Source organism: Alteromonas sp. KC3 (assembly GCF_016756315.1).
Taxonomy (GTDB): Bacteria; Pseudomonadota; Gammaproteobacteria; order Enterobacterales; family Alteromonadaceae; genus Alteromonas.
This window is the reverse complement of sequence record NZ_AP024235.1, coordinates 3,423,425-3,445,274: the sequence shown is the minus strand read 5'-3', so window position 1 is coordinate 3,445,274 and position 21,850 is coordinate 3,423,425. Positions and strand designations below refer to the sequence as shown.

Annotated in this window: 20 protein-coding genes; 11 read left to right on the top strand and 9 right to left on the bottom strand. The window is 43.7% G+C overall.

Annotation, left to right across the window (positions count from 1 at the left end):
* The first annotated feature begins 241 nt into the window (after positions 1-241).
* Together JN178_RS15270 and JN178_RS15265 are read left to right on the top strand one after the other, a co-directional pair.
* Complete coding sequence (locus JN178_RS15270) at positions 242-2,518, top strand: winged helix-turn-helix domain-containing protein (RefSeq protein WP_202262278.1); 2,277 nt, start codon at positions 242-244, stop codon at positions 2,516-2,518.
* A 134-nt stretch (positions 2,519-2,652) separates the two neighbouring features.
* Positions 2,653-3,327, top strand: coding sequence for a hypothetical protein (locus JN178_RS15265; RefSeq protein WP_202262277.1), 675 nt, complete (start codon positions 2,653-2,655; stop codon positions 3,325-3,327).
* A gap of 62 nt (positions 3,328-3,389) precedes the next feature.
* Here JN178_RS15265 and JN178_RS15260 read toward each other — a convergent pair whose 3' ends face one another.
* The 4 genes from JN178_RS15260 to JN178_RS15245 all read right to left on the bottom strand — a co-directional run bounded on the left by JN178_RS15260 (position 3,390) and on the right by JN178_RS15245 (position 6,011).
* Positions 3,390-3,830 (bottom strand): DUF4426 domain-containing protein, encoded by a 441-nt coding sequence (locus tag JN178_RS15260; RefSeq protein WP_202262276.1) that lies wholly within the window; start codon positions 3,828-3,830, stop codon positions 3,390-3,392.
* A 34-nt stretch (positions 3,831-3,864) separates the two neighbouring features.
* Positions 3,865-4,404 carry a YggT family protein gene (locus JN178_RS15255; protein ID WP_202262275.1) on the bottom strand — a complete coding sequence of 180 codons (540 nt, stop codon included), beginning with the start codon at positions 4,402-4,404 and terminating at the stop codon, positions 3,865-3,867.
* Between the two features lie 21 nt (positions 4,405-4,425).
* Entirely contained in the window at positions 4,426-5,247 is an 822-nt protein-coding gene (gene proC / locus JN178_RS15250) for a pyrroline-5-carboxylate reductase (RefSeq protein ID WP_159626753.1), read from the bottom strand.
* Between the two features lie 65 nt (positions 5,248-5,312).
* Positions 5,313-6,011, bottom strand: a complete 699-nt coding sequence (locus JN178_RS15245; protein WP_202262274.1) for a YggS family pyridoxal phosphate-dependent enzyme — start codon at positions 6,009-6,011, stop codon at positions 5,313-5,315.
* Positions 6,012-6,038: 27 nt separating this feature from the next.
* Between JN178_RS15245 and JN178_RS15240 the strand changes: the two genes are divergently transcribed.
* The 3 genes from JN178_RS15240 to JN178_RS15230 are packed head-to-tail and all read left to right on the top strand — an operon-like array spanning position 6,039 to position 8,563.
* On the top strand, positions 6,039-7,082 hold the full coding sequence (locus JN178_RS15240; RefSeq protein WP_159626757.1) for a type IV pilus twitching motility protein PilT: 1,044 nt from the start codon (positions 6,039-6,041) through the stop codon (positions 7,080-7,082).
* A gap of 9 nt (positions 7,083-7,091) precedes the next feature.
* Entirely contained in the window at positions 7,092-8,204 is a 1,113-nt protein-coding gene (locus tag JN178_RS15235) for a PilT/PilU family type 4a pilus ATPase (RefSeq protein WP_202262273.1), read from the top strand.
* 29 nt (positions 8,205-8,233) lie between these two features.
* Positions 8,234-8,563 carry a putative signal transducing protein gene (locus JN178_RS15230; protein WP_202262272.1) on the top strand — a complete coding sequence of 110 codons (330 nt, stop codon included), beginning with the start codon at positions 8,234-8,236 and terminating at the stop codon, positions 8,561-8,563.
* Positions 8,564-8,569: 6 nt separating this feature from the next.
* Here JN178_RS15230 and ruvX read toward each other — a convergent pair whose 3' ends face one another.
* From ruvX to JN178_RS15210, 4 genes are all read right to left on the bottom strand, one after another.
* Positions 8,570-9,001 carry a Holliday junction resolvase RuvX gene (gene ruvX / locus JN178_RS15225; protein ID WP_159626762.1) on the bottom strand — a complete coding sequence of 144 codons (432 nt, stop codon included), beginning with the start codon at positions 8,999-9,001 and terminating at the stop codon, positions 8,570-8,572.
* Positions 8,994-9,560, bottom strand: a complete 567-nt coding sequence (locus JN178_RS15220) for a YqgE/AlgH family protein (RefSeq protein WP_202262271.1) — start codon at positions 9,558-9,560, stop codon at positions 8,994-8,996. The genes ruvX and JN178_RS15220 overlap by 8 nt, the downstream gene beginning before the upstream one ends.
* A gap of 49 nt (positions 9,561-9,609) precedes the next feature.
* Positions 9,610-10,563, bottom strand: coding sequence for a glutathione synthase (gene gshB / locus JN178_RS15215; protein WP_202262270.1), 954 nt, complete (start codon positions 10,561-10,563; stop codon positions 9,610-9,612).
* Between the two features lie 148 nt (positions 10,564-10,711).
* On the bottom strand, positions 10,712-11,440 hold the full coding sequence (locus JN178_RS15210; RefSeq protein WP_202262269.1) for a 16S rRNA (uracil(1498)-N(3))-methyltransferase: 729 nt from the start codon (positions 11,438-11,440) through the stop codon (positions 10,712-10,714).
* An 843-nt stretch (positions 11,441-12,283) separates the two neighbouring features.
* Here JN178_RS15210 and JN178_RS15205 point away from each other — a divergent pair.
* Entirely contained in the window at positions 12,284-13,126 is an 843-nt protein-coding gene (locus JN178_RS15205) for a mechanosensitive ion channel family protein (RefSeq protein ID WP_202262268.1), read from the top strand.
* Positions 13,127-13,177: 51 nt separating this feature from the next.
* On the opposite strand, the gene JN178_RS15200 is transcribed toward JN178_RS15205, so the two are convergent.
* Complete coding sequence (locus JN178_RS15200; RefSeq protein WP_202262267.1) at positions 13,178-13,975, bottom strand: M48 family metallopeptidase; 798 nt, start codon at positions 13,973-13,975, stop codon at positions 13,178-13,180.
* A gap of 278 nt (positions 13,976-14,253) precedes the next feature.
* On the opposite strand from JN178_RS15200, the gene JN178_RS15195 reads away from it, so the two are divergent.
* The 5 genes from JN178_RS15195 to prsR all read left to right on the top strand — a co-directional run bounded on the left by JN178_RS15195 (position 14,254) and on the right by prsR (position 21,846).
* Positions 14,254-14,736, top strand: coding sequence for a hypothetical protein (locus JN178_RS15195; RefSeq protein WP_159626776.1), 483 nt, complete (start codon positions 14,254-14,256; stop codon positions 14,734-14,736).
* Positions 14,737-15,057: 321 nt separating this feature from the next.
* Positions 15,058-16,860 (top strand): choice-of-anchor I family protein, encoded by a 1,803-nt coding sequence (locus tag JN178_RS15190; protein ID WP_202262266.1) that lies wholly within the window; start codon positions 15,058-15,060, stop codon positions 16,858-16,860.
* 299 nt (positions 16,861-17,159) lie between these two features.
* Positions 17,160-18,284 (top strand): beta-ketoacyl-ACP synthase III, encoded by a 1,125-nt coding sequence (locus tag JN178_RS15185; protein WP_202262265.1) that lies wholly within the window; start codon positions 17,160-17,162, stop codon positions 18,282-18,284.
* Positions 18,285-18,381: 97 nt separating this feature from the next.
* On the top strand, positions 18,382-20,415 hold the full coding sequence (prsK, locus tag JN178_RS15180) for an XrtA/PEP-CTERM system histidine kinase PrsK (RefSeq protein ID WP_202262264.1): 2,034 nt from the start codon (positions 18,382-18,384) through the stop codon (positions 20,413-20,415).
* A gap of 69 nt (positions 20,416-20,484) precedes the next feature.
* Positions 20,485-21,846, top strand: a complete 1,362-nt coding sequence (gene prsR, locus JN178_RS15175; protein WP_159626784.1) for a PEP-CTERM-box response regulator transcription factor — start codon at positions 20,485-20,487, stop codon at positions 21,844-21,846.
* The last annotated feature ends 4 nt before the right edge of the window (positions 21,847-21,850 follow it).

Genomic DNA, 21,850 nt, shown 5'->3' with positions numbered 1-21,850 from the left:
ATATAATTCAACACTCTAATAGTTGAAAAAAACTTGAAATATACTTGAATATTGACGTTGCGAGAGTCGTTCTATGAGGTGTCTAAAGCGCGTAATTTCAGAAAATCGAAAGTTTACGAAGAAGAATGATAGGAACAGGGATGTTCACACAGACATAGACTTTTTATACTTTTGTGTAGTTGCCTAACTTTCTCGCCGTTGCTACTTTAGTATTAATTAAACAAGACGCTACGCCTCAAGGATGAATGACCCAAATCGTCAATTTAGTATTGGTGGATTAACAATTGACCCCTTAGCCAATACGCTAAAATTTAACTCTCACATTGAAAAACTCTCACCAAAGGTTATGGAAGTATTCTGTGCCTTGTTTCAAGGCAATGGCAATGTAGTAACCAGAGAGCAGTTGCTGGACTCTGTGTGGGCTGATAGGTTTGGTGGTGATGAATCACTTTCTCGTGCCATCTCAGAGATTCGAAAGTCACTTTCTCGACTGCTGGATACAAACAAGAAGATAATAACAACCGTTCCTAAACGAGGTTATCGGCTTGAGTTATCACTATTGACAGAAATTTGTCAGGTACAAAGCGCTGCTGTAGAAGCACCTCCTGAATTACCGACCACACAATCTGTTCAAGCTCACAGTGTGAAAAAGCGTTCTCCGTTTGTTTATTTGCTCATGCTTGCAACTGTGTTGATAGCAATCGTTACAGTTTTTTTCAGTGGCCTTGAAGACAATTCTCAGAAGGAATATCGAGTACTTGTCATTCCTTTTGACGTGACAGACAGTGATAACAAAGATGAACGTACCTTAGCAAACGGTCTACTTGAGTTATCTCTCACGCATCTGTCACACGTTGATAATTTCAAAGTAGCGAGTCGAACGTCGAGTGCTTATTTTAAAACCAATAAACATAGCCTTAAAGAAATTCAAAGCTTGTTGCCCGTTGACCTTATTCTTGAGGGAGCTGTAAGACGCGATGGAAACAACCATAATGTAACCTATAGACTTGTTGAAGTAGATTCGGGGTTTACTCTTTTTTCTGACAGCAAAACAGTAGAGTCATTGAATATACAGGGGGCAGTTAATGACCTTGTCATGAATACCACTGCACATTTAGGAATTGAGCATAAGCTTATTGCGCCTAGTCCTCAATCTGAAGAAGCTTACCGACTTTATCTGTTAGCAATGGATATTCTTACCCAGAATTACAATCTTGAAGCCCTTCAACAGGCTCAGGACTATCTTATAAGGGCGAATGCTCAGTCGTCTGCTGATCCGCTAATTGTTGAGGCAATTACAAGTAATTATCTTGAGATGATGAACTTAACCTCAGGGGAAGAGCAAAAAAGCGTGATAAGTTCTGCTCAGGACTTTCTGAAGCAAAGTCGAGAGCTTGGCGTTTCGAGTAGCACATTATCTTTTTTTGAAGGTATGCTGTACATGCCGCTTATTAGTGATCCAACAAAAGGTGATATACAAAAAGCGTTAGCTCATTTTTCCGAGGCCAAAAGGTTGGGTGAGAAAAGTTTTAACTTTTACTTCAACTACACGTATTTGCTGACCATCCACCATCAATACAAAGAGGCCCTTGCCATTGCAAAAGAGGGGATTGCGACCCATCCTCTCTCCTATAGGCTTTACGGCGGACTTGCGTTTGTTAACTTACTGCTTGGTGATGAAAAAGCAGCGCATACAGTGTTTACAAAAATGCGTGAAATAGCGCCACAAGACCCCACAACAGCATGGATGGAAGCACTATCGGCCACAATGTCCGGGCAATATCAGCAAACATTAGATTGGACAAGTCAAACACGTGCAGACAGTCCGCCAATAAAAACGCTGATGCTTGATTTGAGTGTGCTAATAACCGCTGACAGAAAAGATTATTTAACGAATATATGGGCGTTATGCGAAGAAAGCTTGGTGTCGCTAGCGTTAACCGAAACTGATTGCTTTCACCTGTCGTTCGCTAAAGCTATTCACGAAAAAGATATTCCTGCATTGCTATCACATTTGAATGGCGTGGAAAATATCCATGTAAGCTCGCCCTATATTAGAGCAATGATTGGACAAGCGTTATATTTGTTGCCTGGCTATTTATTGAGTGATCACAGAGCGCTTTTTGGAGACCTTATTGCTGGTGAGTTAAATGGCGGGGGATTTTCAAATTTGGCGTCGCTAAACTTACTGACCGCAATCCACTTTGCACAATATGACAATGAAATACTTTCAATAGATGAGATAAATACGAAGATTGCCGCTCTTTTTAGCGAAAAAGAGATGCCAATTTCTTTTAACGCGGAGTATTTAGCGCTATTGGGTGAAGTTGACCGTGCTTTGACGTTGTTGCAGTCACTCGTTGATAGCGATGATGTCATACCCATTGGGCGATACTACGCCTATTTTGATAGTCCTGCTTTTCTATTGCTCAATGAAGATGAACGCTTTCTTGAGTTGAAAAAGCGATATCAACGCAAGCTTGATGTACTGAATCGTTCGCTAGAATGGCGACTCTAGTGAACGGTAACAGAGAAAAAATTCATATTAATTTCCTATTTTTTTCCAGATAAAAATTAGGGGGTATTTCATTCTTTTCCTCGAAGTATCGGTTTGATTGGCAACATTATGGCCAGTATTAAAAAGGAAAAGTTATGAAAAACGCGATCATTAAAACGACACTAGTAGGCGTGTTGTTAGCAGGAGCTTTTGAGGCTTCATCGGCTCCACTTTCAACATTGTATGTTGAAGATTATTATGAGTTGCTTAAAAAGCGTTATTACTCCGTTAGTGCGCCGCCGACTAACCCACTTTCTAAAACATACACACCTGAACCTGCACCTGTAAGACCTATATTGCCGGGCCCTATATCACCTAAAAAGCCTGTGGTACCTGAAACACCGCCTCCTGTACAAGAGCCGCCAAAGGTAGATTTTCCTCAAGGAGGACTTACGAATGCTTGGCCTTCTGCCTACAAAGGGACATGGGCTCTTAAAGCACAGCTCTATTCTCAAAACGCAGATGAACTCTTAATGATGCGAGTAATTGATGGCGAGCGGATTGATATCGTTTCTCAAGATGGCGTGATGCAAATTGGTTTACTGAGCAACGTAAACAAGGGTGTTTACACCATTAGTACCGTTTCAATGTGTCAATGCGCTAGCAGCAATGCAGCGTATACGGTGAACTCGTATTCTTTTGCCTTTAACCAATTTGATGAAATAGAGGGCGAGGTTACAGCGTACCACTATACTGCGGACGGAACATTAGTATCTGATGAGTCAGGTGACGTAACGGGAACGCTATTCAACTTTAACGATGGCAGGTAGTTTAGAATGCAGATAAGACATTAATGTCTTATCTGCATGTACTGACGTTAAAACCGATGTATCTACTCGTCAACATACATCTTTTGCTGAAACTTCAGCGTCTGTTTTGTCGTCCCTTTTTTCACATCAATGTTGAAACGAAATGTCTCTTGATCGCGAAATGGCAATACGGCTAAGTAATAAATTGCATCGCCTTCCTCTACCTTTTTAAAGGTTAATTGGCGAGTATTACCGAGTAGATTTTTAGCATTACCTGACACGTCGACACGTTGTGCCTCGCCAGTTACCTTGTCTAGCACTGAAATGTTTACCAGTGCATTAAACTTACTTCTTACGATACCGTAGCTAGAGGCAACTTCAGGCGTTAGAAAGGGTGTGCCCACGACGATATAATGTACATCCCATTCGCCAAGGGTTTCTTTTTGCTCAGCAAACGTATGGGGGCTTAACAGCGCCAGGATAGCGGCAAGAACGGTGAGTATTGTCGATTTTAGGTTATTCATTGGTCTTTACCTATACAACGAAGTTTCAGAAACCCTAATAAAAAGGAAACGTTTCTTGTAGAAGTAACTGCAAAAATTGCAGCGCAATAATGGCAATGAGCACCGATAAATCAAGGCCACCTAAGGGCGGAATGATGCGACGAATAGGGGCCAAAAACGGTTCGGTAAGTTGATGCAACACGTAGTCTACAGGAGAGCGCCCTTGCGAAACCCAACTTAGAATTGCGCGCAATAACAGTACCCAGAACATTAATGACAGCGTTTCTTTAATTACCCCAATGACTGAGAGAATGGCCACGCCCAGTGGATTTAAATTACCGCCAAATATCAGTCCAAGTGTGACGATTTTAAGCGCGCATACAACAACAGCTAACACGAAGGTAGCAGTATCGAAGCGACCAATAGAAGGGATAACACGGCGCAACGGCCCGACGATAGGGTGTGTTGCCTTTACGACAAACTGGCTTAGTGGGTTATAAAAGTCTGCCTGCACCATTTGTAACCATAGGCGCAAGATCACTACCATCAAATAAAGACTAAATAAGGTATCAATCAAAAATACCGTTGCGTTCATGTTTTTCTTTTCCTACAAACGTTATAGCTGTTTGGCCATTTCTTCAGCACGTGCTACAGCTGCACGCATCGACTTACTTACAATATCTTTAAGGCCTTCATTAATGAAGGTGTTTACGGCTTCAGCTGTAGTGCCGCCCTTAGACGTAACTTGGGCGCGAAGTTCGCTTAATTCAAGGTCTGGGTTGTTACAAACCATTTCGGCTGCACCTAACATAGCTTGTTGAACCATTAAGCGTGACTGTGCTTTATCAAAGCCCATATTCATCGCTTCTTCTTGCATGTTTTGCAGGAACAAGAAAAAATAAGCAGGGCTGCTTCCGGCAGCGGCGATAACGCCATTTATGCCATCTTCTTTTTCTACCCATACAGTTTCACCGACACTGTTCATCACATCGTCAACGTATTGTCTGTCCGACTCAGACACTGTGTCATCAGCGTACATACCTGACATCCCTTTACCTAATAGGCTAGGCGTGTTTGGCATTATGCGAACTACCGGGTGTTGGCCACCTAACATTTCTTGCAAGCGGGCGACGGGCAATCCTGCCGCTATGCTTAAGAATAATTTACCTGAAAGGTCATTATTTTCCTGTAACGCGGCACACATATCGCCCATTATTTGCGGCTTAACTGCAAGCACAATGGCATCAGCAAATTGGCATGCTTCATCATTGGACTGGGTGGTGTGAATGCCAAATTCGGCTTTTAAACCCTCTAATTTAGGTGTTGATGGGTTTGCTGCAAGAATATTTTCCTTTGCATAACCTGACTTAATTAGACCACTGATAATGCTGCGGCTCATGTTACCCGCGCCAATAAATGCTAATTTCTTCTGTTGCATGTAAATCCTCTGTGTTGATTTGCGTTCGCTAATGAGTGGTGTTTGCTCACTGGCGTGAGCGAGACTTATCCTTGAGGGTAATCTCGCTTGCCAAAAATAGCAGTACCAATACGTACCATTGTAGACCCGTGTTGTATTGCTTGAGTCATATCACTACTCATTCCTACGGACAGGGTATCAAAATTGCTCAGTGATGTATGGTAATGGTCGAAAATTTCCTTCAACTTAGCGAGAGTTTGCTGTTGTTGTATTTCACTTGGGTTAGCTTTGGGTATAGCCATCAAGCCACGAAGCTGAAGGTGTTCTTGGCTAGTAACAAAGCGAATTAATCCGTCGAGCTCATCAAGTGAAACACCGGACTTGCTCTGCTCATCGTCAATATTGACCTGAATACATACGTTAAGTGGTGGCAAGTGACTTGGACGCTGTTCATTTAAACGACGGGCAATTTTCTCTCTATCAACTGATTGCACCCAATGAAAATGCTCAGCCACGATTTTGGTTTTGTTCGACTGGATAGGGCCAATCATATGCCACTCAATATCAGGTAAGTGAGCAAGTTCCTGAGCTTTTTCAACACCTTCTTGAACGTAGTTTTCACCAAACATACGTTGTCCCGCATCATACGCTTCCATGATATCTGATACGGGTTTTGTTTTGCTAACCGCTAGTAATTTAATGGAATTTGGTGGACGATGTGCACTGGTAGCGGCTTTGTCTATTCCTTTTCGTGCGGAATTTAGTCTTTCTGCTATTGTTTGCATTATTCACCTTGTTTTGGAGAAGTGGTTGTGGATATTACCGAACTTTTGGCTTTCAGTGTTAAGAATAACGCCTCAGATTTACACTTATCAGCAGGCTTACCCCCAATCATTCGTGTCGATGGAGAGATGCGTAAACTGAATGTACCCGCCCTAGATCACAAACAGGTGCATGCGCTCGTTTATGAAATTATGAACGACATGCAGCGTAAAGAATACGAAGAAAACTTAGAAACCGATTTCTCGTTTGAAGTAAACGGCTTGTCGCGTTTTCGTGTTAACGCTTTTGTTCAAAACCGTGGTGCCGCTGCGGTTTTGCGTACCATCCCAAGTAAAGTGCTGACACTTGACGATTTAGGCGCTCCAGAAATTTTCAAAGAAATCATCAACCAGCCTACGGGAATTGTGCTGGTAACCGGCGCTACAGGTTCGGGTAAAAGTACCACGCTTGCTGCCATGGTTGACCATATCAATACGCATAAACGCGAACATATTTTAACCATTGAAGACCCAATCGAATTTGTGCACGACAACAAGCTGAGCTTGATTAATCAGCGTGAAGTACATCGCGACACTCATTCATTTAATAACGCACTTCGTTCAGCATTGCGTGAAGACCCTGATGTCATTCTCGTTGGTGAGCTACGTGATCTTGAAACTATTCGATTGGCTATTTCTGCCGCTGAAACGGGCCACTTGGTATTTGGTACACTTCACACCAACTCTGCACCCAAAACCATAGACCGTATTATCGATGTATTCCCAGCAGAGGAAAAAGCCATGGTTCGCTCTATGCTGTCTGAGTCATTGCGCGCGGTTATCTCGCAAACACTGCTGAAAAAAGTGGGTGGGGGACGCGTGGCGGCACACGAAATTATGGTGGGTATACCGGCTATACGTAACCTTATTCGTGAAGATAAAGTGCCTCAGATGTATTCTGTTATTCAAACTGGGCAAGCCCACGGTATGCAAACCATGGATCAATGCTTACAGCGTTTGGTCGCAATGGGTGTCATTACTAAGCAAGATGCTGCCGAAAAATCTATCGATAAAAAATCGATGAGTGGTCTATAAGGAGCGCCAATGCTAGATACCTTATTACAAAAAATGGTCGACTCGAACGCGTCCGATTTATTTATCACCGCAGGTTTTCCTGTCAGCGCAAAAATTAACGGCAAGCTAACGCCAATCACCGAAGGTGTGTCGTCTGAAGAGGCCTCATTAGCACTGGTTCATGAAGCCATGAGTGAAAAACAGCGTGACGAGTTTCACACGTCGAAAGAGTGTAACTTCGCTATCGTTAGAGAAGGTATTGGCCGTTTCCGCTGCTCTGCTTTTTGGCAACGTGATCAGGCGGGCATGGTGGTCCGTCGTATTGTGACTCAAATCCCAAAAGCAGACGATTTAGGTCTGCCAACTGTCCTGAAAGACATCATTATGGCCAAGCGGGGCTTGGTGCTTTTCGTGGGGGGCACGGGTACGGGTAAATCAACGTCACTCGCGGCACTCATTGGCCATAGAAATGAAAACTCTCACGGTCATATATTAACGATTGAAGACCCGATTGAATTTGTACACGAGCACAAAAATTGTGTTATCACTCAGCGAGAAGTAGGCATAGATACGCAGTCATTTGATGACGCGCTTAAAAGCTCATTACGTCAAGCTCCAGATGTCATCCTCATTGGTGAGATTCGCTCAATGGAGACTATGGAGTACGCCATGTCTTTTGCTGATACTGGACACTTGTGTGTGGCAACACTTCACGCGAATAATGCCAATCAGGCTATCGAGCGCATTATGCACCTTGCGCCAAAAGATCAGCACGACAAACTTCGTTTTGACTTAAGTCTGAATATTCGAGCAATTGTAGCGCAGCAGTTAGTGCCGACACCTGATGGAAAAGGTCGTGTGGCGGCCATTGAGATTTTACTTAACTCGCCATTGGTACGCGACTTAATACAGCGCAATGAAATCGGTGCGCTAAAAGAAGCGATGAAAAAAGGCAAAGAGCAGGGCATGCAGAGTTTTGATATGGCGCTATACGATTTGTATAAAGCGGGCAAAATTGACATGGACCAGGCGCTTCATCATGCCGACTCGCCGAACGATTTACGCCTAATGATTAAGCTTGATACGAAAGACGGTTCAAGCTTGGGCACATTGTCTAATGTCTCAATTGACATGGATGACTAAACTTCATCAATGGATAGGTTGTCGCGTCGTTGAAAAAACTATTTTCTTCACAAAATGCGTTTGAGATTCAGGCAGTGCGAAGTGAACTAGACGCGCTGTCTATCCCTTATTTAGTAAAAAATGAGTTTGCTGGTGGCGCACTAGGGGAACTGCCGTGGCAAGACGCTCAGCCTGAATTATGGTTGGTTGATGACAGTTGGTATGCCAGGGCCAGTAAAGTGATTGATGCCTTGTTTAACGAAACTTCATCTACTATTCCTCAATCTCCTCAAGACTGGGTGTGCACAATCTGTAGCGAGGAAAATGGCGGCGCGTTTGAGGTCTGCTGGCAATGCAATGAAGGGCGAAAGCCAGAGTAAGACATGTTACTCGTATTGGCTTTCGTTCCAACTTGCGAAAATCACGCAGGCTGACACGCTGTCTACCTTGTCTTTGGTGAGCTTCTTATAGCCACCTAGTTCAAACAACATGGCTTTAGCATCTGTAGTGGTGAGCCTTTCGTCGCATTCTTCTACTGCAACTCGAAAGCGCCCGTGCAAGCGGTTAGCGAATTTACGCGCACGCTGCGTCATCTCTTGCTCTGTACCATCCATATTTAGCGGTAAACCAACGACCACAACATGCGGTTGCCATTCGTCGTAAAGTTTTTGAATCAGATCCCAATCGGGAATGCCGTCGCGAGCTTTAAGGGCCGCGAGGGGCGCGGCAGTACCTGTAATTTCTTGTCCTACGGCAACCCCAATACTTTTGGTACCAAAGTCAAAGGCAAGAACGGTGCGACTACCCACCTCAGGCATGTCCTGCTCCCGGTGCCAGTTGCCATACATCTACACCAAGCTTATTAACGGTTGCTTGCCACTTTTTGTGCATGGGCGTGTGAAATAAGATTTCTTCGTCGGCTTCTATGGTTAACCACGCGTTTTCTTGCATTTCTTTTTCTAATTGCCCGGCAGTCCAACCAGCGTAACCTAGGGCAATTAACACTTCGTCAGGACCTTGGTCGTTTCCGATGGCGGTAAGAATATCTTTCGATGTTGTCACCATGATGCCAGGGGCTAGTTTCAAGCTAGAGGCCCACTCTTGTTGAGCTGAATGCAGTACAAAGCCTCTTTCTTGACTTACCGGCCCGCCAGCAAGGACAATTTGTTCTGCTTTTTCATCAGATACTGTCAATTCTTTATTCGTCTGCTCAAGCAATTGCTTAACATTCATTGTTGAGGGCTGATTGACCACAATACCCATTGCGCCATCGGCGTTATGCTCACACACATAGATGAGCGAACGAGAAAAATACGGGTCATCTAAGCTTGGCATGGCGACCAAGAAATGGTTTTGTAAGCTTTTTAATTCCGTCATACTACTTCTCTCGCTCAATGACTTCGACAATATCCAGTTAAAGTGTAGATTATTTGTTCGCCAAGCGCTTTTCGATAGCATCAAATAGCGCGCCCATGATGTCGACATCAAACGCAGCTTCTATCTCTCTTACGCAAGTCGGACTGGTAATATTGATTTCTGTAATCTTATTGCCGATAACATCTAGCCCAACGAACATTATGTTGTTTTCTTTAAGTTTCGGTGCAATGGCTTGAGCAAGTGCACGGTCTGATTCAGAAATAGGCTGTGGGCGACCTGTACCGCCGGCGGCCAAGTTGCCACGTGTTTCACCTTTAGTAGGCAAACGAGCAAGACAGTAGGGCATAACTTCACCGTCAACGATCAAAACACGTTTGTCACCCTCTTTAATTTCAGGAAGGTATTCCTGAACCATCATGTAACGTGTGCCTAACTTTGTGAGTGTTTCGATGATGACACCTAAGTTATTGCCATCTGGCTTAACGCGGAATATAGATGCGCCACCCATACCATCAAGTGGTTTACAAATTATATCCTGATGCTTGGCATGAAATTCACGCACAAGCGCTTGGTTATTGGTTACCAGTGTATTAGGGATATGTTCAGGGAAATACGAGGTGAATAGCTTTTCGTTATAATCGCGTAGCGCCTGAGGGTTGTTTACAACTAAGGCACCAGCATCTTGGGCTAATGAAAGTACTTGTGTTGCGTAAAGAAACTCACTGTCAAACGGTGGGTCTTTGCGCATCAATAGCACATCAATATCACCAAGGTGAACAGTTGCTTCATCTTCTATAGTGTAGAAGTCGGTCGCTTGGTCGGTAACGCTTACCGTTTTGGCAATACCCATGGGCTTACCATTGTCTAAGTACAAGTCCTTAAGTTCAAAGTAAACGACTTTTGCACCGCGGCGCTGTGCTTCAAGCATCATTGCAAAGCTAGTGTCTTTATGCGGTTTAATGCTCGCAATGGGGTCCATGATCACGCCGACGGTATAGTGCATAGTATTCTCACTTTGGATTAAATTGAACGGGCTTAGCTAATGGCAAAAATATTGAATTACCACATTATCCTATAAATTGGGCCATGGGTGATTTCTTCAAGCCTTCATATATAAGAGAAAATGGTAATTACTTATGTCAACTTGGGTACTAAAAGTCACCATGTTGAGCTTGTAATATACTAAGGCTCGTTATGGCTGCGGTTTCAGTGCGTAAGATACGCGGACCTAAACTGACTGATTGGTACCCACTTTCGTTTGCCATGTGTATTTCTGATTCCGACAATCCACCCTCTGGACCGATAAGAAGTCGATAACCTTGAGCATTATAAGGTTGTCTGGCTAAACTTTGCTGAGCACCCGGTGCTAACACGAGTCGAGTGGTGGCTGTCGAGCTGGCCAACCATTGATTAAGCGAAACAGGAGAGTGTAATGTGGGCAGCACATTACGGCCGCTTTGCTCACATGCGCCAACAATGATTTTTTGCCATTGTTGCAGCTTTTTTTCCCAGCGAGCTTCATCAAGTTTTACAGTGCATCGTTCTGTAATAATTGGTGTAATCTCTGTTACACCTAACTCTACGCTTTTTTGTAACACCGTATCCATTCTATCCCCTTTTGACACTCCCTGACCTAGGTGTAGATGTAACGGGGATTCCTTGGCTATGGAAAGACACGCGTCGGCTTCAACAATGACTTTCTTTCGCTGAATACTAATGATAGTGGCGCTGTATTCGTTACCGTCGCCATTGAAAAGCACAATAGGTCTATTGGGTTTGATGCGCAACACGGTTGCAATGTGATGGCCCGCATCATCAGTTAACGTGAATTCTTGTTCTAAAGGAATAGGAGAAGGGTAATAAACTCTTGGAATACGCATATCATTTCAGCACGATTTATATTGCGCTCTATGATACGTGTCAGACTGTATAGGTTGCAATGCTACTGACGATTTCGTGAAAAAAAATCGCGGAATCGTCAGCAGCATGTTTTCTTACAGTGTCTTGATAATGTCTTTCTTTACCTAAGTGGTGAATTACGCCACTGTGGGTGTCGACCGGTTTGCAGACGTCTTCAGCTTTTCGCTTGTGCGAGAAGAGGGCGCTACTGCACGGTCTTGAGCTCTTGCGTATTTGGTATGTTTACCTTTATCGGTGCGCAATGAATAAAGAAACAAGCACAAAACGACCGAAAATAATATTGTGAGAAGCAACATGCGTTAATCCTTTATTTTACATAGTTTGCTAAAGCTTGAATGGTGACATAAATGTCATTGATGCGAATATTTACGAATCAATTCCCTTTCGTCACATCGCGCTCTAGTGTAAAACGTTGTGGTTAAAAAATCATCAAAAAAATACTTTTAAATCTCTGCTACTTCCGAAAAAGAGCGAGTTTTAGTTTTTGAGAAAATCGCATTCCTCTTTAAACTTGTGCTTTAAATATACAGGTTTTGATTTGTAGTAACGTATGTCAGCTAATACGCTGTGATGTACTTTACGAAATCTGAGTGACAACTTGATGACACGCTACATTAAAAAGCGTAGTAACTCTTTTTAATGGGTTGTATTGAACCTTAGATTAATTTTTTGATAGTGCCTGGCAGAATTTTAGTAGACTTTAGAACGAATTTTCATCACAACATTACATACTGTATTGGTATGAAGAGAAATAGCTGATACCGTTATTACGATAAATAATAAATCACCACAAGGAATATACTATGGAAGACAAGCTCACGCTTTTTTCTGCAAGTGATGTTGAACGTTACATAAATGATTACGCTATACCGTGGGGTATTAACATCGCCATGGCAATTGCCATTTATGTGATCGGTAGAATTGTCGTTGGATTTTTGTTGTCTGTATTTAGACGGCTAATGGCCAAGTCAAAATATGACAACATGCTGGTAGACTTTTTAGAGTCTATTTTAAGCGCTATCTTGATGTTGTTCGTGATAGTCGCTTCGCTTGACCAACTTGGTGTAGATACGACATCACTAGTGGCAATATTAGGTGCGGCAGGTCTAGCAATAGGTTTGTCTCTTCAAGATTCACTGAAAAACTTTGCCGCGGGCGTGATGTTACTTGTCTTTAAACCGTTCAAAGCTGGCGATTTTGTTGAAGCAGCGGGAACCGCTGGCTCTATTGTAAAAATTGGTATTTTTACAACCACAATGAACACACCAGACAACAAAGAGATTATCGTACCAAACGGTAATATCTACAGCGGCAATATTACGAATTACTCAGCCAGAGAAACACGTCGCGTTGATATGGTTGTGGGTATTGGTTACGACGCCGACTTGCTTAAAGCTAAGCAAATACTTCAGGAGTTAGTTTCTGAAGATGAGCGCATTTTGGCTGAACCAGAGCCGAAAATTGCGGTTTCAGAACTTGCTGATAGTAGCGTTAACTTTGTAGTTCGACCGTGGGTAAACTCAGCTGATTTCTGGGGCGTAAAGTTTGATTTCACTGAGAAAGTAAAACTGCGTTTTGATGAAGAAGGTATTTCTATTCCATTCCCTCAAATGGATGTACATCTTCACAAAGCAGACAGCGAATAATCATCGCCATAGAGAATAAACGCCGCAATTGCGGCGTTTTTTGTTTTTTAATTACTTACAGCTTGGTCTACTGCGAGTAGCTTGGTAATTCGCATAGGCATTTGGCATGTTTGCCTGCAAGTTTTCAATGCGGGTCTGCGGTGCAGGGTGAGTCGACATAATTTCCATTGGTCTATTACCACCACTTGCGGCATCCATATTTTGCCACAGGTTAACCGATTGTCTCGGGTCGAAGCCTGACTTGGCCATAAGGTCTAAACCGATAACATCAGCCTCTGATTCATGTGTACGACTGTAAGGTAGTTGAACCCCCACTTGAACACCTAATCCAATGGCTGCCATAATGGGTCCAGACTGAGATACTTCATTTGCTTCAAGCACTTGGCCAACGGCCTGTGTGCCTACATTAATAAGCGTAGATTGACTCATACGCTCATTACCGTGTTGTGCAATAACATGCCCAACTTCATGACCGATAACGGCAGCCAGTTGGTGTTGATTTTCAGCCACGTTCAACAAGCCAGTGTAAACACCAATTTTTCCACCCGGCAGGGCAAAAGCATTAACCTGCTCGTCATCAAATACAACGACTTCCCATTGACCATCAAAAACAGAAGCCGGTACTTGTGCGGTAATTGCATTGGCGACACATTCTACGTATGAGTTTTGCACGCGCCTGCTCGAGACTTTAAGCTCTTCTTTCATGCTGGTGAACGCTTGATCACCCATCTGAGCTAGCTGACTTTCTGAATAAAGCAGAACTTGATTACGTCCTGTAGGTGAAGTTGCACAACCTGAAAGTGCCATTGTTGCTGCAACGATTGCCGTAGCGGCGAGTTTCATTTTCATAACTAATCCTTTTCAACCTACCTTTATAACGTTTTGGGAGCGCAAAATGTTCAAAATTAGTAGGGCAAATCAACATGTTCACTGTCGCTATAGTACACGTAAAATGATTGTGGTGAATAGATTGCCGTAGTGATTGACATAAAGATGACAATAAAATGCAATTTGAGCAGATTGAAAAGGCTTTTAAAAAACGGTTTTTCGATGCAGTGTCGTTAAGTTTTGGTTCATTTTACATGGCGTAATGTGATGGATGAAAACTATTTACCGGAACCGCTGCTATGTCGACTAACACTAGGCCACCCCTAAAAACTCGCTTACAGGCTACATCTTCGCTGCTTTTGATTACGTTACTTGGTTGCTTATCAGGATGCACAGTAACGGGAGAAGTTCCAAATAGTGAGCGAAACCAATTTGTCACAATGTTTTACGCTACAGTCGCCGACGTTACGCCAATTCGCTTCGAGTCTTATGCAGAGGAGGCCGCTGCTGTAGGTGCTGTAGAGGGAGCACTCTACAATTTTGGTGATGACGATATGCTATTTTCAGCGCTATTTGGTGCTGTGTTCAGTGGAATGGCAGTTTCCATCATGGAGGGTGACTTGAACGGTCTAGAAGTTGGCCTACAAGCTATTGATGGAGACTACGTTGTGGTTACTACCGAGCAGGATGACATTGAAGTGGGGGACTGCGTTAGTGTGAGAGTTGGGGGAGAAGTACAGCTTTACCATGTTCATCCCGATTACTGTAACCAGGCGTTTTAGATTTTAAATAGTTACATTGTGCGCTAAATGACAATTGTGTGACAGACTTTGCGTTGGCTTAACTTCTTCATTGAATGAGCCGAGGATGAATTGATTTCTACACTTTGCACTACGGGGCTCGCCGTAGCTTTTTATACGTTTTGCCAAATTAATATTTGTGTCATAAACTGGTCCTAATTTATACATAGAAGTTAAATGATTTTTCTGGTGTACTGGTGTTTTAGACAATGATACTCGTTAGTGCTGGTAATGTTGCTGGTATTGACAAGGCTTTTGTTCAAATACAGTAGACGTGCGACACAAATATAAAAAGGAAAGCAAATGGCAGTGCGTAATAAGTTTAAAGTAGGGTTACTCGCATTTTTAGTTTCAGCAGCACTTACAGGTTGTGGCCTAGACGGTGACGACGGTGCACAAGGCGAAACTGGCGCTCAAGGCCCGCAGGGTGAGCAAGGTGAAGCAGGTGCTGATGGTTCGGATGGTACAGACGCCTCTATCGGCATTTCAATGGATATCGTGGGCCGCGCATTTCTTGGTGCCCAAGGTGCAGCTGAAATTGTTCAATACCACGCAGCTACTAATACCATCTACGCTACAAACGGCGCCACCAACACAATCGCGGTGATTCCAGCAGCTAGCGTGTCGACGGCTGTAATGCAGGACCCTATCAATACTACAACACTCACACCGACGACCATTAGCTTACCTGCTGATATCAATGGTGTTGCGCTTGGTGGCCTAACGAGCATTGCAATTAGTGGCGACCTTATGGCGGTTGCAGTGCCTGCAAGCGTTAAGACTGACAACGGTTATGTTTTATTCTACGAAGGGCTTGATAGCTCAGCGCCTGTTTTCCTTGATTCGGTTGAAGTAGGTGCGCTACCTGATATGGTGACCTTTACACCGGACGGTGGCAGAGCCTTAGTGGCTAACGAAGGTGAACCTTCAGATGATTATACCGTTGACCCTGTAGGCTCAGTAACTGTTATTAACATTCTAGCAAGTGGCGAGCCTGAAGAGTCAGGAACTACGGTTGGGTTTACTGCATTTAATGGCATGGAAGCAGACCTAATGGCACAGGGAATGATGTTCCCGAACCCTGCTGGCCAAACGATAAATGGCACAACTATTACTGCATCTGTCGCACAAGATTTAGAGCCTGAATACATTACTGCGACCAACGATGTAGCTTATGTTAGCTTGCAAGAAAATAATGGCTTAGCAGTAATTGACCTTGAAGATTTGACGGTTCAGGTTGTTGGCTTGGGCACGAAATCATGGGCTGGATTGAATATTGATATTCAAGAAGATGATTCGGTAAGCTTTGGACAATACACGGGTTTGTACGGCGTGTATCAGCCTGACACTATTGCCAACTTCACATGGAAAGATGCAACGTTCATCGTTACGGCTAACGAAGGTGACGCTCGCGAATATTTCTTCGCTGCAGCTGATGCAGCGGCATGTACTGCTGCTGGTGGCGTAGATTTCGACGAAGACGATGGCTGTTTAGCATATACCGATGAAGTAAAAGTGGAAGACTTAACCGCTGAAGCCAATTCTGAGTTAGCTATGCTGCAAGCAACGGGTGAAGCGGACGGCCTGCGTGTAACTACTGCCATGGGCGATGCTGATGGTAATGGCGAATACGACGCTGCTTATGCTTACGGCGCACGTTCATTCACTATATGGGATCAGAACGGCTTAGTGGTTTATGATTCTGGCGACGACTTCGAGCGAATTACCGCATCAGTTCACGGTGCACAGTTCAATAACGGTGACGACGAAAACGCGGGCGATTCTCGCTCTGAGAACAAAGGGCCAGAGCCTGAAGCGCTAACAGTAGGCCAAGTTGGCGATCGCACCTATGCCTTTATTGGTACTGAGCGTATGGGTGGCATTTTCGTTTATGACGTGACAAATCCGTATGATGTACAGTTTACAGAATATGTGATTAACCGCGACCTAACAGATGGGCTAACTGCCGACAACGTTATCGGTGACTTGGCGCCAGAAAGCTTAGTGTTTGTAAGTGCTGATAATAGCCCAAGTGGTGTTCCGCTACTTGTTGTTGGTAACGAAGTAAGCGGTACAGTCACGGTTTGGCAAATCAACCAACTGTAGTTGCTAGTCACGTTGGTTTGAGCATGTACCAACGTTGATTTACAAAATACAAACGTAAAAAACGCCTCCAGCGGTCATCGTTCTGACTTCTGGGGGCGTTTTTGTTTGGATCTAATTGGTGCATCTGGTGCGTTGTAATGGTTACAGCGTGCAGTGTTTGAGGTAAGCTATCTAACAAGAGTCTCGAACACACAAGTTCGAAATAGTAAAGGCAACACTGCACAATGGCGTAGACCGTTTTTCCTTAGTGCTTTTGTGAAGGCGTGGTTGCCTCGGTAAATGATTAATAGAGAATGCTTATGTCTCAACAAGTAGTTATTAGTGGTGTGGGTGTTTGGCATCCTGAAGAAAGTATAACTAACGAAGAGTTAGTCGCGAGTTACAATGCTTACGTCGATGCTTTCAACGAAAAGAACAAACAGCAAATTGAAGCTGGCGAAGTCACTGCCATGCCTTATTCTAGTGCAGAATTTATTGAAAAAGCCTCTGGCATAAAAAGTCGATATATTTATCAAAAAGAGGGTGCACTAGATATCGAAAGAATGAAGCCAAAAATCGCACCTCGTGAAGATGGTGAACTGTCTCACCAAGCAGAAATTGCGGTTAAAGCAGCAAAGCTTGCATTGGCCTCTGCAAACGTTCAAGCGCAGGATGTGGATGCCGTCATTGTGTCATGTGCCTATACACAGCGCGCGTACCCCGCTATTGCGATAGAAGTACAAGAAGCGTTAAATATTGAAGGGTTTGGTTTTGATATGTTAGTGGCGTGTTCTGCCGCTACTTTTGGTATGCACCGTGCGTATGAAATGCTTAGTGCGGGTAACGCTAAACGTGTTCTAGTGATTAATCCTGAGTTAGTCTCGCCACAAATTAACTATGCGGACCGTGACAGTCACTTCATTTTCGGTGATGTTGCCACAGCAACGGTTCTAGAATTAGCCGATACAGCGCAAAGCGAGCATGTGTATGATGTGTTAAGCACTAAAGCGTTGACTAAGTTTTCAAACAATATCCGTTCAAACTTTGGCTATATGACACGCGCTGAAGATGTAGATCCTTATGGCCCGGATAAGCTTTTCCATCAAGCTGGACGTAAGGTTTTCAAAGAAGTGTGTCCACTTGCAGCAGCGCATATTGAAGCACATTTAGCGAGTCACAACATTACGCCTGAAGGTGTGAAGCGTTGGTGGTTACACCAAGCTAATATCAATATGAATACCCTCATTTGTAAGCGACTACTAGGCCGTGATGCAACGCGGGAAGAAGCGCCTATCGTACTTGATGAGTTTGCCAATACTGCATCGGCAGGCTCAGTGATCGCATTTGGTCAACATCACGAAGATTTAACATCAGGCGATATTGGTGTTCTATGTTCTTTCGGTGCAGGCTACTCAATAGGCTCTCTTGTCATCAAAAAACGATAGTACCTAGGTTGGCGAGGCTACGCCTCATGGAACATGCTACTTGGATGACACTGAGTAGCCCCCTTTACAATAATGACAACAAGGGTGGAGTTAACGGATGATTTCTGATGTAGGCTATGCGCTTAATAGCCTCGCTTATTTAGCATTATTGTTGCTGCTGTTAACGGTTAAAAAGCCGGGTGTAGCGAAGCATCTTCTGGTTTTGGCTTCAGCCGCAACATTTGTGTGGTCAACGAGTCTGATCACACTTTTGTTTGGGCCTATCTCACTCAGTGCGTTACTGAGTACCGATGTATTTAAACAGATTGCTTGGCTTCTCTTTCTTGCTGGCTGTATTCAGACAGACTTCAAAAGTTTTCTCGACGTTATAAAGCGGCCTGTCACGCTTATTATCATTGCACCTGCAATAGTGGCGCTTTTTGCACCGTATTTATTACCCATTAACCCGTCATGGAGCTTTCTAGCGTTAATCGTACTGTCTTTAGAAGTACTGCTATTGTTGGAAGTGGTTTATCGACAGGCGGGAAAAGAGCAGTGGGCGTTTAAACCACTGATCATTTATTTGGGGGCAACCAACCTTTTTGAGTTTGTCACCTACGCCAATGCCACCATGGTCAACCAAGTTGAAGTGGGCTATATCGCAGCTCGCGGATACATCTACTTCTTACTAATGCCATTGTTGGTTATTTCTATTCGCCGAATACACCATTGGGGAATAGACATATTCATCTCTAGAGATGTAGTGCTTCACAGTTCATTGTTGCTAGTAGCGGGTGGTTACCTGTTTGTTATGGCCATTGTGGGGTACGCGGTTAACTATTGGGGAGGAAGTTGGGGCGCAACAGTTCAGATCATTCTTGTTGTTATGTCTTTCGCTCTGCTCGCAACCGTATTCTTGTCAAACGGCTTTCGCACCAAAATTAAGGTGTTTATCACTAAACACTTCTTTGCAAATCAGTTCGACTATCGCGTTGAGTGGGTAAAGTTAACAAAATGGCTTACCCATGCTGGAGAGCATTCTTCAGATGTGTATTACGCAGGCCTGACAGGGATGCTTAACGCTATCCAGTATGAGTCCGGGCTGCTTTATAAAATGACGAATAGCGGCATTGAATGTATTGCGAAAGCCACAACAGACAACAAAGACGTTTCTAAGGACGCCGAAGTCATACTTAGCACATTGGCTGACTACACTAAACAAAACGGATGGGTTGTAGACACTGAAGCCTACTTGGTAAAGCCTTTTGATTATAACGGACTTAAACTCGACCGCGATGTGTTAAAAAACTGGGATTACCAGTTATTTGTGCCCTTTATGAAAGATGGCGGGCTTTGGGGCTTTGCGGTATTAGCGGCAGGCGATAAAGAAAAGGTTAGCCTTAATTGGGAAGTGAAAGACTATCTCAATGCAGTATCTGAGCAAGTGGGGACTTACATGCAGCACCACGAAGCAGCTCAAGTCGTCGCTGAAAACGCACAGTTTGCTGCCTTCAATCGTATGTCAGCGTTTGTATTACATGATTTAAAAAATGTGCTTGCTCAGGTTGACTTGATTCTCGCCAATGCCCAGCAACATAAACACAATCCAGAATTTATCGAAGATACGTTTGAAACCCTTGAGCATACGAAAGCGAGAATGGAAAAAATGCTCAAACAGTTAACCGACAAAAAAGCCATGGATGAAGGTGTTAATTCTGAGTTTCTACTTTCTGAAATAGCTAACGAGGTTGTCTCAAATCGCTGTTCTGGCCTAAGTCCTATTCCATCAGTGCATATTGCCGCTGAGCAATCCGTCATTGTAGATAGGGAAAAAGTAGCCAATGTGCTTTATCATTTAATAAGCAATGCGCAACAGGCCACACCTGATGATGGGGTTGTGGATGTTATTGTTAGCCTAGACAACGAAAACAATGCTCAACTTGTTATGATAGAAGACAGTGGCACTGGCATGGACAAACAGTTTATTGAAGAGCGCTTATTTAAGCCTTTTGATACCACAAAAGGCAACGCGGGAATGGGCATTGGTGCGTATGATGCAAAAACATATATTGAGTCTATTGGCGGTAAGCTTACGGTGTTAAGCGAGCCGGGGCGCGGAAGTTGTTTTACCCTCTACTTTCCGCTGATTTAAATAGTATGAGCTCGCGTTTAGCATTAGCGCTATACAATGGATGAAGTTAATTAATAGGACAATAAGAAGATGACTGATACCGTTTTGGTAGTTGACGATGATTTAGGTATTCAGAAGCAGTTAAAGTGGAGCCTGACCGATTACAACGTAGTTTTTGCTGATGATCATACTTCTGCTATAGCGCAGTTGCGTCGATTTGAACCTAAGGTTGTTACCCTGGACTTAGGTTTACCTCCTGACCCTGCTAATGCGTCTGAGGGATTGCGAATACTGCAAGATATTATATCGCTAGCACCTCGTACAAAAGTCATTGTGGTGACCGGAAATAACGATAAACAAAACGCGTTAAAAGCAATTGATTTTGGTGCCTACGATTTCTATCAAAAACCTATCGATTCTGACACCATAAAGCTGCTCGTAAATCGCGCATTGAATCTTGCGAAGCTTGAACATGAAAATAATATTCTTGCTCGTACCCGTACGGGCATGTCGCGCATTGTGGGAAATAGCGAAGCAATACAAAAAGTTGTACGTCGCGCTGAGAAAATTGCTAACACCGATATCAGTACGTTATTACAAGGTGAAAGTGGTACAGGTAAAGAAGTGTTTGCACGCAGTATTCACGAGCATAGCCCGAGAAAAGACAAACCTTTTGTGGCGATTAACTGTGCCTCGATACCTGAAAACTTGCTAGAGAGTGAGCTTTTTGGTTACGAGAAGGGCGCGTTTACCGGCGCAAACAAAACAACGTTGGGTAAAATTGAAACTGCGCAGGGCGGTACTCTTTTTCTTGATGAAATTGGTGATATGCCCATTGGGCTTCAAGCGAAAATGTTGCGATTCCTTCAAGAGCGCGTTATCGAACGCGTTGGTGGAAGAAACGAAATTCCTGTAGATATTCGTGTAATATGTGCGACTCACCGCGATTTACAAGCTATGGTCGCAGAAGAAACATTCAGGGAAGATTTGTATTACCGCGTGGGTGAAATGCCGATTATGATCCCACCGTTACGTGAGCGAGACCAAGATATCATCTTGCTTGCACGCACATTCCTAAATATCTATCGCGAAGAGTTTAAGGCAAAAGCTAAAAGCTTTTCTGAGTCAGCGGTGAATGCAATGCTCGCGCACAAGTGGCCAGGTAACATTCGCGAAATGCAAAATAAGCTTAAGTCTGCGGTAATTATGGCTGAGGGCAGTGTGATCCAACCTGATGACTTGGGTCTTATGCCCGTCGATGCACAAGATGACCCTGAGACGCTCAATTTGCGCGAAGTGCGTGAAATTGCAGAAAGTCGAGCGATTCGCAGGGCATATCAAAAGGCCGAGCAAAACATGTCTAAAACTGCAGAGTTACTGGGTGTAACAAGACCTACTTTGTATTCACTGATTGATAAATATCACATGGAAGATATTAAAAGCAGTGATTAAATCA

Coding starts and splice junctions, on each gene's coding strand:
- JN178_RS15270 (WP_202262278.1), top strand. CDS start 242: ATGAATGACCCAAATCGTCAATTTAGTATTGGTGGATTAACAATTGAC.
- JN178_RS15265 (WP_202262277.1), top strand. CDS start 2,653: ATGAAAAACGCGATCATTAAAACGACACTAGTAGGCGTGTTGTTAGCA.
- JN178_RS15260 (WP_202262276.1), bottom strand. CDS start 3,830: ATGAATAACCTAAAATCGACAATACTCACCGTTCTTGCCGCTATCCTG.
- JN178_RS15255 (WP_202262275.1), bottom strand. CDS start 4,404: ATGAACGCAACGGTATTTTTGATTGATACCTTATTTAGTCTTTATTTG.
- proC (WP_159626753.1), bottom strand. CDS start 5,247: ATGCAACAGAAGAAATTAGCATTTATTGGCGCGGGTAACATGAGCCGC.
- JN178_RS15245 (WP_202262274.1), bottom strand. CDS start 6,011: ATGCAAACAATAGCAGAAAGACTAAATTCCGCACGAAAAGGAATAGAC.
- JN178_RS15235 (WP_202262273.1), top strand. CDS start 7,092: ATGCTAGATACCTTATTACAAAAAATGGTCGACTCGAACGCGTCCGAT.
- ruvX (WP_159626762.1), bottom strand. CDS start 9,001: ATGCCTGAGGTGGGTAGTCGCACCGTTCTTGCCTTTGACTTTGGTACC.
- JN178_RS15220 (WP_202262271.1), bottom strand. CDS start 9,560: ATGACGGAATTAAAAAGCTTACAAAACCATTTCTTGGTCGCCATGCCA.
- gshB (WP_202262270.1), bottom strand. CDS start 10,563: ATGCACTATACCGTCGGCGTGATCATGGACCCCATTGCGAGCATTAAA.
- JN178_RS15210 (WP_202262269.1), bottom strand. CDS start 11,440: ATGCGTATTCCAAGAGTTTATTACCCTTCTCCTATTCCTTTAGAACAA.
- JN178_RS15205 (WP_202262268.1), top strand. CDS start 12,284: ATGGAAGACAAGCTCACGCTTTTTTCTGCAAGTGATGTTGAACGTTAC.
- JN178_RS15200 (WP_202262267.1), bottom strand. CDS start 13,975: ATGAAAATGAAACTCGCCGCTACGGCAATCGTTGCAGCAACAATGGCA.
- JN178_RS15195 (WP_159626776.1), top strand. CDS start 14,254: ATGTCGACTAACACTAGGCCACCCCTAAAAACTCGCTTACAGGCTACA.
- JN178_RS15190 (WP_202262266.1), top strand. CDS start 15,058: ATGGCAGTGCGTAATAAGTTTAAAGTAGGGTTACTCGCATTTTTAGTT.
- JN178_RS15185 (WP_202262265.1), top strand. CDS start 17,160: ATGTCTCAACAAGTAGTTATTAGTGGTGTGGGTGTTTGGCATCCTGAA.
- prsK (WP_202262264.1), top strand. CDS start 18,382: ATGATTTCTGATGTAGGCTATGCGCTTAATAGCCTCGCTTATTTAGCA.
- prsR (WP_159626784.1), top strand. CDS start 20,485: ATGACTGATACCGTTTTGGTAGTTGACGATGATTTAGGTATTCAGAAG.